At 56.9% G+C, this 13,042-nt stretch carries 14 protein-coding genes; 3 read left to right on the plus strand and 11 right to left on the minus strand.

All coding sequences use genetic code 11. The features are described 5' to 3' along the window. Positions 1 to 10: 10 nt before the first annotated feature. Positions 11 to 1,177: an esterase gene (locus tag LGL98_RS25085; protein ID WP_136031620.1), complete on the plus strand. Its 1,167-nt coding sequence runs from the start codon at positions 11 to 13 to the stop codon at positions 1,175 to 1,177. Positions 1,178 to 1,226: 49 nt separating this feature from the next. Beyond that, positions 1,227 to 1,946: a glucosamine-6-phosphate deaminase gene (locus LGL98_RS25090; protein ID WP_136031623.1), complete on the plus strand. Its 720-nt coding sequence runs from the start codon at positions 1,227 to 1,229 to the stop codon at positions 1,944 to 1,946. 69 nt (positions 1,947 to 2,015) lie between these two features. Here LGL98_RS25090 and yieH read toward each other — a convergent pair whose 3' ends face one another. After that, a complete protein-coding gene (gene yieH / locus LGL98_RS25095; RefSeq protein ID WP_136031624.1) occupies positions 2,016 to 2,681 on the minus strand; it encodes a 6-phosphogluconate phosphatase in 666 nt (221 codons plus the stop codon). Positions 2,682 to 2,850: 169 nt separating this feature from the next. Here yieH and LGL98_RS25100 point away from each other — a divergent pair, with 169 nt between their 5' ends. Further along, complete coding sequence (locus LGL98_RS25100; RefSeq protein WP_136031628.1) at positions 2,851 to 4,188, plus strand: NCS2 family permease; 1,338 nt, start codon at positions 2,851 to 2,853, stop codon at positions 4,186 to 4,188. A 44-nt stretch (positions 4,189 to 4,232) separates the two neighbouring features. Here the strand turns inward: LGL98_RS25100 and LGL98_RS25105 are convergent, their stop codons facing one another. The 10 genes from LGL98_RS25105 to rpmH form a co-directional block, all read right to left on the minus strand. Continuing rightward, the gene (locus tag LGL98_RS25105; RefSeq protein WP_136031630.1) at positions 4,233 to 4,799 is read right to left on the minus strand and encodes an NADPH-dependent FMN reductase; all 567 of its coding nucleotides are present in this window, start codon (positions 4,797 to 4,799) and stop codon (positions 4,233 to 4,235) included. Positions 4,800 to 4,837: 38 nt separating this feature from the next. After that, entirely contained in the window at positions 4,838 to 5,413 is a 576-nt protein-coding gene (locus LGL98_RS25110; RefSeq protein ID WP_168435296.1) for a 4'-phosphopantetheinyl transferase family protein, read from the minus strand. A 310-nt stretch (positions 5,414 to 5,723) separates the two neighbouring features. Beyond that, a complete protein-coding gene (gene yidZ / locus LGL98_RS25115) occupies positions 5,724 to 6,683 on the minus strand; it encodes an HTH-type transcriptional regulator YidZ (protein ID WP_136031634.1) in 960 nt (319 codons plus the stop codon). Next, positions 6,658 to 7,839: an MFS transporter gene (locus LGL98_RS25120; RefSeq protein WP_136031636.1), complete on the minus strand. Its 1,182-nt coding sequence runs from the start codon at positions 7,837 to 7,839 to the stop codon at positions 6,658 to 6,660. The genes yidZ and LGL98_RS25120 overlap by 26 nt, the downstream gene beginning before the upstream one ends. Positions 7,840 to 7,938: 99 nt before the next feature. Next, the gene (locus LGL98_RS25125) at positions 7,939 to 8,358 is read right to left on the minus strand and encodes a GNAT family N-acetyltransferase (RefSeq protein ID WP_136031638.1); all 420 of its coding nucleotides are present in this window, start codon (positions 8,356 to 8,358) and stop codon (positions 7,939 to 7,941) included. A gap of 118 nt (positions 8,359 to 8,476) precedes the next feature. Further along, complete coding sequence (gene mnmE / locus LGL98_RS25130) at positions 8,477 to 9,841, minus strand: tRNA uridine-5-carboxymethylaminomethyl(34) synthesis GTPase MnmE (RefSeq protein ID WP_021313053.1); 1,365 nt, start codon at positions 9,839 to 9,841, stop codon at positions 8,477 to 8,479. A 194-nt stretch (positions 9,842 to 10,035) separates the two neighbouring features. Further along, positions 10,036 to 11,682: a membrane protein insertase YidC gene (gene yidC / locus LGL98_RS25135; protein ID WP_136031640.1), complete on the minus strand. Its 1,647-nt coding sequence runs from the start codon at positions 11,680 to 11,682 to the stop codon at positions 10,036 to 10,038. Positions 11,683 to 11,684: 2 nt separating this feature from the next. Next, positions 11,685 to 11,942 (minus strand): membrane protein insertion efficiency factor YidD, encoded by a 258-nt coding sequence (gene yidD / locus LGL98_RS25140; RefSeq protein WP_004151536.1) that lies wholly within the window; start codon positions 11,940 to 11,942, stop codon positions 11,685 to 11,687. After that, positions 11,906 to 12,265: a ribonuclease P protein component gene (gene rnpA, locus LGL98_RS25145; protein WP_004151535.1), complete on the minus strand. Its 360-nt coding sequence runs from the start codon at positions 12,263 to 12,265 to the stop codon at positions 11,906 to 11,908. Before rnpA ends, yidD begins: the two co-directional genes overlap by 37 nt. A gap of 15 nt (positions 12,266 to 12,280) precedes the next feature. Beyond that, entirely contained in the window at positions 12,281 to 12,421 is a 141-nt protein-coding gene (gene rpmH, locus LGL98_RS25150) for a 50S ribosomal protein L34 (protein WP_000831330.1), read from the minus strand. Between the last annotated feature and the right edge of the window lie 621 nt (positions 12,422 to 13,042).

Raw genomic sequence — 13,042 nt, forward strand, 5'->3', positions numbered from 1 at the left:
AGGAATAACGATGAAACGACATGCCCTTTATTTCGCCCTGGCGCTGGCGGGCGCGGCATTTACCCTTCAGGCGGCGCCATTACCCGCGATGCCGGACCCAGGCCTGCCGGTGAGCCACTTTATCACCCAGGTTAACGCGGATAAAAGTATCACTTACCGCCTGTTTGCCCCTGATGCCCGGCGGGTTTCGGTAGTCACCGGCGCCACGCCGGACTCTTTTGTCTCGCACGACATGACCAAAGCAGCGGGCGGAGTCTGGACATGGAAAAGCGAGCCGATGAAAGCCAATCTCTATGAATACTATTTCGATGTGGATGGCTTCCGCTCGGTAGATACCGGTAGCCGCTATCAGAAGCCGCAGCGCCAGGTGAACACCAGTTTGATTCTGGTGCCGGGCAGTATTCTTGACGATCGGACGGTAGCACATGGCGATCTGCGCACCCTCACCTATCACTCGAAGGCACTGAACGCTGAACGTCGTCTCTATGTCTGGACGCCGCCGGGATATAGCGGAACCGGCGATCCGCTGCCGGTGCTCTATTTCTATCATGGCTTTGGCGACAGCGGCCTGTCGGCCATCGATCAGGGGCGGATCCCGCAAATCATGGATAACCTGCTGGCGGAGGGCAAGATTAAGCCGATGCTGGTGGTGGTCCCGGATACCGAAACCGATATCCCGGAAGCGGTAGCGGAAAACTTCCCGCCGCAGGAGCGGCGCAAAACCTTCTATCCACTTAATGCGCAGGCGGCGGATAAAGAGCTCATGCAGGATATTATTCCGCTGATCGATGCCCGATTTAACGTGCGTAAAGATGCCGACGGCCGGGCGCTGGCGGGCCTCTCACAAGGTGGTTATCAGGCGCTGGTGTCCGGAATGAATCATCTGGAGAGCTTTGGCTGGCTCGCCACCTTTAGCGGCGTCACGACTACCACGGTGCCGAATGCCGGCGTGGAAGCGCAACTGAAGCAGCCTGACGCGATCAATAAGCAACTGCGCAACTTTACCGTCGTCGTCGGAGAAAAAGATTCTGTGACCGGTAAAGACATTGCTGGTCTGAAAAGCGAGCTGGAAAAACAGAAGATTAACTTCGACTATCACTCGTATCCTGGCCTGAACCATGAAATGGACGTCTGGCGCCCGGCCTACGCCGAGTTTGTGCAGAAACTGTTTAAATAACTGTTAGGGGGCCTTCAGCCCCCGTTTTTGGCTTGTGAAGGACGACAAGATGAAAATGATTGTGACCGAAGATTATGAAGAGATGAGCCTGGTCGCCAGCCATCATGTTCTGGGCTATATCACGGCGCCGCGGCGGGTGAATCTGGCGGTGACGGCGGGGAGTACGCCAAAGCGGATGTATGAGCATCTAACCGCCGCCGTGAAAGGCAAAGCATTCTATGATCGGGTGCACTATTACAACTTCGATGAGATCCCCTTTCGCGGCCAGTCGCGAGAAGGCGTCACGATATCTAATCTGCGCCAGCTGTTTTTTACCCCGGCGCAGATCAAAGAAGAGAACATTCACAAGCTGACGCTGGACAACGCTGCGCAGCACGATCGTCAGCTGGAAGAGGCTGGCGGCCTTGATCTGATGGTGCTGGGGCTGGGGGCTGACGGCCATTTTTGCGGCAACTTGCCGAATACCACCCGCTTTCATGATCAGACGTTCGAAGTGCCGATTCGCGGGGATATGATTGCTCTTGTCGCTAACAGCGAGATGGGCGGGGATATCTCGGCAGTACCGGACAGCTATGTCACCATGGGGCCGAGAAGCGTGATGGCGGCGAAAAATCTATTGCTGATTGTCAGCGGTGCCGCAAAAGCACACGCGTTAAAGCAGGTGGTGGAAGGCCCGGTCAGCGAGCAGGTGCCGGCTTCAGTGCTCAAATTGCACCCTTCGCTGGTGATTATTACCGATAAGGCGGCAGTGGCGGAATTGCAGCACTAAAAAGCCGCTGACCAGCGGGGCTACCATTGTGATCAACCGTAGCCCGGCCGAGCGTAGCGACGCCGGGTCTTAACGAGTAATATCCCAGCCGCGCGCTTGCCACAATGCCGGCAGCTCTGCCAGATCGGTAAAGGTCGTCACTTTGGGATGATCGATCGGCTGGTTATGCGGATCGGCGCAGAAATAAAACACCTCCATGCCGGCGGCAATCCCCGACTGAGCACCGGCGCTGGAGTCATCCACCAGAATACAGTTTTCAGCTTTTACCTGCATGGCTTCTGCCGCATGAAACATCAGTGCCGGATCGGGTTTCCAGCGCTGAATATCGTAGCCGCTGTACAAGCGGTCAGTAAAATGGTGCAGCAGGCCGGTGCGTCCGAGCGAGTGTTGCATCTTACTGACCGGGCCATTGGAAACCACGCACATCGGGACGCTTACTGCATCCAGCAGCGCCTGGGCTCCGGGAATCACCTCCAGCTCGCTATCGAACAGGCGAGCGACTTCCGCCCGGTAAATCGGCTCCAGGGTGGCCTTTTGCAGGTTAACGCCATACTCAGCGTTGATGGTGTCGATAATTTCGTACAGCTTTACCCCTTTGAAGCGCTTAAAAATCTCCGCCAGGTCCAGCGTAATGCCGAATTCCTGAAACATGTGAACGTAAGCGCGGGAGCAAATCACCTCGCTGTCGACCAGCGTGCCGTCACAGTCAAAAAATACTGCTTCTGGTTGAGTCATAGCCTTTCCATATTAACAAGTTTAACGTTTTCGTAATGCCCAATGCCGCGACGCAATCGTTGCCGTATAAGCAAAATAAATGAAAAAAATTACCATACAACCGCGCCTGGTGCCGTAATTTGGTATAGGATAGCCTCGAATTTTCCCTCCTTACGTTCGGAAACCGATAATGAGTCAACAACAAACCAGCCAGTCTTCTGGCCAGGGTCTGCTGGAGCGCGTATTTAAGCTGCGCGAGCACGGCACCACGGTGCGCACCGAAGCCATCGCCGGTTTCACCACGTTCCTGACGATGGTGTATATCGTTTTTGTTAACCCACAAATTCTTGGCGTAGCGGGCATGGATACCAGCGCCGTGTTTGTGACCACCTGTCTGATTGCCGCTTTCGGCAGTATCCTGATGGGTCTGTTCGCGAACCTGCCGGTCGCCCTGGCGCCGGCGATGGGCCTGAACGCCTTTTTCGCCTTTGTGGTGGTGCAGGCGATGGGGCTGCCGTGGCAGGTGGGCATGGGCGCCATCTTCTGGGGCGCCGTGGGTCTGCTGCTGCTGACCATCTTCCGCGTACGTTACTGGATGATCGCCAATATTCCGCTTAGTCTGCGCGTCGGGATCACCAGCGGTATCGGTCTGTTTATCGGCATGATGGGCCTGAAAAATGCCGGCGTGATTGTCGCCAATCCGGAAACGCTGGTCAGCATTGGTCATTTAACCTCCCACAGCGTACTGCTGGGCGTGCTGGGCTTCTTTATCATCGCGATTCTGGCGTCGCGCAATATTCACGCCGCGGTCCTGGTCTCTATCGTCGTGACCACCCTGCTGGGCTGGATGCTGGGCGACGTGCATTACACCGGAATCGTCTCGGCGCCGCCGAGCGTTAGCTCGGTAATTGGTCAGGTCGATCTGGCGGGTTCCCTGAACCTGGGCCTGGCCGGCGTGATCTTCTCTTTTATGCTGGTCAACCTGTTTGACTCCTCCGGGACGCTGATCGGCGTGACGGATAAAGCGGGTCTCGCGGATGCTAATGGTAAATTCCCGCGCATGAAGCAAGCGCTGTTTGTCGACAGCGTCTCGTCGGTGGCAGGCTCCTTCATCGGTACCTCGTCGGTGACGGCCTATATCGAATCTTCCTCCGGCGTTTCCGTGGGCGGGCGCACCGGCCTCACCGCCGTTGTCGTCGGTATCCTGTTCCTGCTGGTTATCTTCCTCTCTCCGCTGGCGGGAATGGTTCCTGGTTATGCCGCCGCGGGCGCGTTGATTTACGTCGGCGTGCTGATGACTTCCAGCCTCGCGCGGGTGAAGTGGAACGATCTGACCGAGGCGGTACCAGCGTTCATCACCGCGGTGATGATGCCGTTTAGCTTCTCGATCACCGAAGGTATCGCCTTAGGCTTTATCTCTTATTGCGTGATGAAGATCGGTACTGGCCGGCTGCGCGAGCTCAGCCCGTGCGTGGTTATCGTCTCGCTGCTGTTTGTGCTGAAAATTGTCTTTATTGATGCGCATTGATCCGCACGCATGATGAAAAAGCCCGGCATCGCTGCCGGGCTTTTTTATGCTTTAACCCGCTGAATAAAGTCGCCAAAGGCGGTTAGCTGGCCGCGGAGATGGTCGAGGGTGCTTTGATCAACCACTTCACCCGACTGCGGATCCACTTTGTTCTGGATCACTCCGCCCATAAATTCCGGTTTATTCATCACCATCGCATCGAGGAAGACCAGAATCTGCCGCAGATGATACTGGCAGCGTGCGCCGCCGATGGCGCCCATTGAGCTGGTTTGAATCAGAACCGGTTTGCCAGCCAGCGGCTGCTCGGGCAAGCGTGACAGCCAGTCGATAGCGTTTTTCAGGCCGCCAGGCACGGAATAGTTATACTCGGGAGTCACAATCACCACGCCATCCGCCTCGCGGATCTGTTGCGCAATATCCTGCACGCGCTGCGGGAATCCCTCTTCCTCCTGCATATCGGCATCGTATAGCGGAATATCACCGATCGACGGCAGCGCGGCGATTTCCATGCCAGCCGGCGCAATGCCAGGCAGGGTACGCGCGACCATTCCATTAAACGACCCTTTACGCAGGCTGCCGAGTAACGTTACCACTTTCAAAGTATCTGACATGATTGCTCCTTTTTATCATGATATGCCGGTGAGACCGGTTAATTGAGGGATAGGGTTTTTTCCGTGGGTAAACTGGTAAAGCGCATCAGGCGCGCCGAGGGTTCTTGCGCGCGCCGCTGGGCATCCGCCAGGCTGTGCCAGTCGCCCCCCTTACCGTCATATTCCCAGACCTTCAGCGGGCCAATATTCGGGGTTGCGGCAATCGACCAAACCAGCAGTGATTCAGCATCACAGATGGCTTCTATCGGCTGGCTGCCGGCGGTACGCAGGCGACCAGAGCCCGGCAGCAGTTGCAGTTGAGCCGGTGCTTCACCCGTCAGTTTCAGCACGCTTCGGCGTAGCGCAACCAGCTGGCTGCGCGCTTCGTCCGGATCGTGTTGAATGTTAATCCACAGATTCTCGTTGTTACTGAAATTTTGTCTGTCGGCGTCGTGGCTGCGGACAGTGCGCTGCAGTTCCATGTCGAGGCCGCAATCTCCCTCGGTGGTCAGCGCGACACCAACGATATTACCAGTATAAGAGATAGAGAAGCGGGGAAGATGGCGATCGCTAAAAACCGGTCGGCCATTCGCTTCATTGATGATTTCAGGCAGCTCACTGATGCCGTATAGCATAAACAGCAGCTCGGCAAGCAGCGAGCGCGACGCGCAAAAGCGAGCCTGGCGATATGTCGGGAGAAGACGTGCGGATTGATGACAGGCCGCTGACAAACGTGTCGATAGCGGCTCCCCGGTACTGAGAATCCCTCTTGCAAAATGCGTTGCCATACGTCGCTCCGTGAGTAATGGACATGGGTAAAGAAAGTGGGCGCTATTATCGCCTGGTATTAACAGGTTTTAATGCCGAAATCCCCCCTTGAAAAGAGAATTTGTTTGAATTTTACAAATTCTTGCGCAATAGGGGGGAATCGGCCTAAATCAAGGCTTACAGCGTACCGGAATAGAGTACTTTTAACGTATCTCTCAGCCAGACGAGTTTCGGGTTGTAGCTGTTGCGCTTATGCCATAGCAGGGTGAAGGGAACGCGCAGCTTTTCCAGATGCTGCGTCTCCAGGGGGAGCGGCCGGGAGACCAGCGGCAGCTGGTGCTGCTGATTATAGTGCTGGCAGTAGCGCGGCGCGGTGGCCAGCATCGTATGCTGCGGCTGAGCGGCCATAAAGAGGGATTGCTCAAACCCCGGCACGGTCAGCGCCACGTTACGCTTATAGCCCAGCTCCTGCAGTACGTCGTCCAGGGCCCAGGTATCGCGTTGTTCCCAGCAAATAGTGATATGCGGATAGCGTAAGAATGCCGCCAGATCCCACTCTTCGCTGAGCGCCGGATGATCGGCGCGCAGCCAGACCTGCGGCAGGTCGGTGAACAGCACATCAAAATCGATATACCACGGCAGCAGGCTTAGCAGCTCCCGCGACTGCGGATGGCTTTCGCGTCCGCAGAAGCCGATATCCACCTCACCGCGGATGATGGCGTCCAGGGAGTCGTAGTCCCAGTTGCGCAAACGAATCGATGCCTGCGGATAGCGCTGATAGATGCGCTGAGAGAGGGTGTTAAACAGGATCATCAGCAGCGGCGCTTCCGCCGCCAGTTCGAATTTGAGGCCGCTGGGCATGGTATGGTGCGGTTTATCGAGGATCTGGTTGCCCATCTGCATCCAGTCCGCCAGATCCTGCTCCATGCTGCTGACCAGCGGCGTGGGCGCCAGGCCCAGCGGGGTTTTGACAAACAGCGGATCGTCAAACCAGGCACGCAGTTTGGCCAGCGACTTGCTCACCGCTGACGGCGAAATGTTCATCCGCTTCGCCGTACGGGTAACGCTGAGCTCCTGGGTCAGGAGCTGCAGGCAGAGGAGTAAATTAAGATCAAGACTCGACAGCGGCTTCTTCATCGTATTGCGCAACCCGCGGCGGGGTGATGACGACCAGTAACAAAACAAGGCTCACTATGCTACAGGCAATGAGTATCCCGATCAGCATATTCATTGCGCTGAGTCCGATGATGGCGGCGAGCCAAATCCACAGCGATGAACCGCACACCTGCGCGATGCCGAGGACCGAGCTGGCGACGCCCGCGCGCAGCGTGAACGGCCCCAGCGCCTGGCTCATCGCGACGCCGAACCCAACGGAGAAGCCGGCGCAAATCATGCCCAGCCCGATCAGGGTAACGGCCTGGCGAGTGGCGAGGCTCAGCGTCACGCCTGCCGCCAGAAACAGCACCTGTGAGGTCAGCATTAAGGTGCGGGGGGTAAACAGCGACAGGGCGAACGGCGTTGAGAAGGAGACCGCCATGCTGATCATCGCCATCAGAGCCATCGCCATTGAGTAAGTTCCCCGGTCGAACCCCATCTCTTCCATCATTAGTACCGGCGAGACGTTCACGTAGGTCAGGATCGCCGTCACGCTAAGGGTGGTAATGAGAATACGGCTAAGAAAAAAGCGGTTCAGCAGCGATTCGCCAGCGTCATGCTGCGGTGATGCCGTCTGCGGAGGCGCCGCCGGGCGCGTTTCACGCAGGATAAAGACCGACAGCACAGCGACCATGACGCCCATGCCGGTCATCGTGTAGAACAGGCTCTGCCACGGATATTTCAGCATAATCAGGTGGCCAAGCACCGGCGCCAGGACGGGGATAATGCAGGTGATGCCGTTGAGCAACGACAGCACCTTGGCGCGGCGACGGTCGTCCAGCGTATCGCGCAGGATAGCGAAAGCCACCACGTAGCAGCTGCCGGCGCCGATCCCCTGGATAAAGCGTCCGGTGAGGAAGTGGCTGCTGGTGTGCGCCTGCGCGCAGATCAGGGAGGCGATAACAAAGATCGCTGCACCTACAATAGCGACAGGCTTGCGCCCTGAACGGTCGGCGATGCGGCCAGCAAACAGCATCGCGGAGGCCATTCCGGCCAGATAGACTGAGAAGGCAATATGTAATTGCGCCTCGCTGGCCCCCAGGTCCTGCGCAATACGCGGCAGGCCGACGAGATACATATCGATGCCGGAGGGATAGAGCAGAACCAGGGCAAAGCTGCAGAGAAGAAAGCGTGTCATGGGATCCTCGCGATGTGAATGGCGTTCAGCATAGTGAGGAACGCGCCGCAAGACGAGTTGCCATTTGGACAACGCTCTTTTCCTGGCAGGAAATGCGAGCTAACGACTGCGGGTTCGCCAGACGCGGGCCATCCCCTCGCTCTCCGGCCGAACGCTTTCGAAGCCGAACTTCGCGTACAGTTCAGGCACATCCGCCACCAGCGTAACGTAGGCACCCTCAAAAGCGTTAGCGTCCAGCCAGGCGACCAGCTTCTCCATCACCAGCCGGCCAAGGCCTTTTCCCTGGTGAGCCGGATCGACGGCGACGTCGACAATATCGAAATTAATCGCGCCATCGCCGACGATACGTCCCATCGCGATCGGCGTCTCCTGCCAGAGGATATGTACGCCGTAACAGCTATGCGGCAGTCCGGCTCTGGCGCCTTCCAGGGGGCGCGGCGACATGCCCGCCGCCACCCGCAGGTGGCAAAACGCTTCGGCGGAGGGCACTTTCTCGATCACGGTATATTCAACGGTCATGCTTTAGCCTCAGGGTAATAGAGAGATAAAAGTAGAGAACGTTGCGCAGCAAAGGGCAAGAAAAAACCCGCATTAACGCGACGTTAATGCGGGTTAGTGAACATTTACGGACTGACGGTTACTTACCGATGCAAAAGCTGGAGAAGATGCGGCCCAGCAGATCGTCGGAAGTGAACTCCCCGGTGATCTCGCTCAGCGCCTGCTGCGCGAGGCGCAGCTCTTCCGCCAGCAGTTCCCCGGCCCAGGCGCCCAGCAGCTGGGCTTTGCCTTGCTGCAGATGATTCGCCGCCTCTTCCAGGGCCTGCAGGTGACGGCGGCGGGCGAGGAAGCCGCCTTCCATATTGGTATCGAAGCCCATGCTCTGTTTGAGATGGTTACGCAGCACCTCCACGCCTTCGCCGGTACGCGCCGACAGGCGAATAAGTGAGTGGCCATTTACTTCGCTGATACCCAGCGCTTCGCCGGTGACATCGGCTTTATTGCGCACCACGGTAATCGGCAGTTTAGCAGGCAGGCGCTCGATAAAGTCTGGCCAGATCTCCGCCGGGTCAACGGCGCTGGTGGTGGTGCCGTCGACCATAAACAGCACCCGATCGGCCTGGGCAATCTCCTGCCAGGCGCGTTCAATGCCGATACGCTCCACTTCATCATTGGCGTCGCGCAGGCCCGCGGTATCGATGATATGCAGCGGCATGCCGTCGATATGGATATGCTCGCGCAGCACGTCGCGGGTGGTGCCGGCGATGTCGGTGACGATTGCTGCTTCGCGGCCCGCCAGGGCGTTCAGCAGGCTCGATTTACCGGCATTTGGCCGCCCGGCGATCACCACCTTCATCCCTTCTCGCAGCAGACTGCCCTGACGAGCTTCAGCACGGACGGCGTCGAGATCGGCCATCACCTCGTTCAGCTGGGCTTCAATTTTACCATCGGAGAGGAAATCGATTTCTTCATCCGGGAAGTCAATCGCCGCTTCCACGTAGATGCGCAGGTGAGTGAGCGCTTCCACAAGATGATTCACCCGCGCGGAGAACGCCCCCTGCAGCGAGTTCAGCGCCGAGCGCGCCGCCTGTTCTGAGCTGGCGTCGATAAGGTCGGCGATGGCTTCAGCCTGCGCCAGATCGAGCTTGTCGTTAAGGAACGCGCGCTCGGAGAATTCGCCCGGCCTGGCGATGCGCAGGCCCGGCAGGGTCAGAATACGTTTGAGCAGCAGGTCGAGAATGACCGGGCCGCCGTGGCCCTGCAGCTCAAGCACATCTTCCCCGGTAAAGGAGTTCGGCCCGGGGAACCACAGCGCAATCCCCTGATCCAGCGGCGTACCGTCAACATCGTTGAACGGCAGGTAGTCGGCATAGCGCGGCTTCGGCAGCTTGCCGAGTACCGCCTGCGCGACGTCGCGCGCCTTAAGGCCGGAGATACGCAGGATGCCCACCCCACCGCGTCCCGGAGGGGTTGCCTGGGCGACGATAGTGTCGTTATGGCTCATGGTGACTCTCTATGTAGATGTAAAAAAGGCGGTCGATTGACCGCCTTCTCTGGCATTAACGCTACCGTAGATACTCGAAATAATTCAAGTTGCAGAAAGGCGGCTAGTTAGTGAGGCCCCAGGCGCTTACGGTAGTAAGTGACTGGGGCGAACTAATGAAGCCAACGCATCTGCGGCTTGAAGAATGAAGAGTATCAGGATTTCTTCTTCTCGCGGCTATGAAGGCCACGCTTCTCCAGACCACGGTAAATCAGCTGCTGCTGAATAATGGTGACCAGGTTGCTGACGATGTAGTACACCACCAGGCCAGACGGGAACCACAGGAAGAACACCGTGAAGATGACCGGCATAAAGGTCATGATCTTCTGCTGCATCGGGTCGGTCACGGTGGTCGGCGACATCTTCTGGATGAAGAACATGGTCGCGCCCATGATGATCGGCAGGATGTAGTACGGGTCCTGAGCAGACAGGTCGTGGATCCACAGGATAAACGGCGCATGACGCAGTTCAACCGAGGCGCTCAGCATGTAGTACAGCGCAAGGAAGATCGGCATCTGAATAATCAGCGGGAAGCAGCCGCCCAGCGGGTTTACTTTTTCCGCTTTATACAGCGCCATCATTTCCTGGCTTTGACGTTGTTTATCGTCGCCCAGACGCTCACGCATGGCCTGAATCTTCGGCTGCAGCATGCGCATCTTCGCCATGGAGGTGTACTGCGCTTTGGTCAGCGGGTACATGATGCCACGAACGATAAAGGTGATAACGATGATCGAGAAGCCCCAGTTGCCGAGGAAGCTGTGGATGAATTTCAGCAGCTTGAACAGCGGTTGGGAGATGAACCACAGCCAGCCGTAATCGACGGTCAGATCCAGGTGCGGCGCAACGGCAGCCATTTTGTCCTGAATCGCCGGGCCGACCCACAGCGTGCTCTGCAGTTTGTCGGTCTGGCCTGGCTGCACCAGTACCGGCTGCGATTTGTAGCCAATAGCGACAACGCCGTTGCCGAGGTTGGCGGTGTAGAAGTTATTCGTCCCGTTATTCCGCGGCACCCATGCGGTGGTGAAGTACTGCTGCAGCATGGCAACCCAACCGTTTTTGGTGCTGACGTTCAGGTTTTCGTTATCCAGAATGGTATCGAATTTATATTTTTCGTATTTCGAATCCGCAGTGGAGAACGCGGCGCCACGGAAAGTATGCATCGTGGACAGGCCACCGGTCTGCGTATCGCGACTGGACGGCAGCGCAGCGGTCTGCTTCAGCTGACCGAAGGTCGAGACTTCCAGAGGCTTCTCGCTGGCATTCTGCACGCTGTAACCCACGTTCACCGCATAGCCACCGCGCTTCAGGGTGAAGGATTTGGTGAAGACGTTGCCGGCTTTATCGGTGTAGGTCAGCGGGATAACGAGCTCATCCTGGCCATCGGCCAGCACAAACGCCTCTTTATCGACGTTGTACAGCGGACGCGGGCCATTTGCCGGGTTATCCGGACCGTCACGGCCGGTTAAGCCGCTCTGCGCCTGGTAGACAAACTGCGGCGTGGTTTCCAGTAACTGGAACGGTTCGGTCGATTTCAGCGTTTTTGGATACGCCAGAAGCAGCGCCTGCTCAATATCGCCACCGTTGGTGTTGATAGTCAGCTCAAGCACGTCGGTTTTAACCGTAATCAGTTTCCCCTGGCCACTGGCCGGTACGCCCTGGTCGGCGGCGCTACCCGCTGCTGTGGTCGTAGTCTGCGTGGTCTGCTGCTGGGGCTGCGGATTTTTGTCCTGCTCCCAGGCTTGCCAGATCATGAAAGACACGAACAACAAAGCGATGATAAGAAGATTGCGTTGCGAATCCATCGTTAGTGTTCTCTGGTATCAAATGGTCCAGGCGGGACGGGATCGTCACCACCAGGGTGTAAAGGGTGGCATTTTAATACGCGTTTCATCGTCAACCAACTGCCTTTTATCACTCCAAACCTGCGTAAGGCCTCAATTCCGTATTGAGAACAGGTTGGGGTGAAACGGCAATGCGGCCCGAGTAGCGGACTAATCAGGCGCTGATAAACTCGAATCAGGCCGATCAGGACCCGCGAGCCAGGCGACAATGGCGGCGCCATAATTTTTCCAACGCTTCCGAGAGAGCACGGTTATCGAGGTCGGCAACCCCTCTTTTCGCCACCACCACGAAATCCATTGGCGGGAGTTCATGTTGACGCAAACGAAAACTTTCACGCGTCAGACGTTTAATCCGATTGCGTTCATGTGCGCGTTTCACGTTTTTCTTGGCGACGGTGAGACCGATGCGGGGATGCCCCAGCGAATTCAGGCGGCCGAGGATGGTGATTTGCGGCGTGCCAGCCCGTTGTGGCTGCTGGAAGACGAAAGTGAAATGACTGGGAGTTAACAAGCGTAACTCCCTGGGAAATGCGAGCTTAACCACGCAGGGTTAGCTTTATTACTTGGAAACGGTCAGACGAGCGCGGCCTTTAGCACGACGACGTGCCAGAACCTGACGACCATTTTTAGTAGCCATACGAGCACGGAAGCCGTGAGAACGGTTGCGCTTCAGTACAGACGGTTGAAAAGTGCGTTTCATGGCGATTTCTACCTAAACTTGAATAAATTCACTGACTTTTGCGTAGACCCGAACGAACTTCGAACGACTTACGCCTCAGCGTGGGTGATTAAAGAGGCCGGATTGTAATAATTGTACACTCCGGAGTCAATTCTCTTTCCTTATTTCTCGCACCTCGTCGCACAAAAAATAAGCTGAGACGCGTGACGAAAACGGGCATTACGCGCCGGGTGGGGGATTATACGGCCTGGCTGGTAAAGCGCAAGGATCCGCAAGGATCTTTATTAGATCGTTTCCGCCCAAAAGCGGCATAGCTCATTAATTTTTCCAATATGCGGCGGAAATCGTGCTTCACTCCCCGCAGGATCGATTACACTTACCCGGTTTCGATCCTTCCTGTGGATAAATCGGGAAGAATCTGTTGAGAAACACAAGATCTCTTTCTCAGTTTAGGCTATGATCCCCGGTCCCGATCGCGATCCCCGGATCCGCAGCGGGTAATAACCGCAGATAGCGGTTCGCACGTCACCCCTTTTGTGCAGGGGCTTTTCGGCTAATGCAGGGTCTTGTCGACGTGTGCCAACAATCACGATTGTTTCAGTTTTTCTTTGATATCGATTTTATGTTCGAGTGGAGTCCGCC

It is taken from the genome of Klebsiella africana (genome assembly GCF_020526085.1).
Classification (GTDB): domain Bacteria; phylum Pseudomonadota; class Gammaproteobacteria; order Enterobacterales; family Enterobacteriaceae; genus Klebsiella; species Klebsiella africana.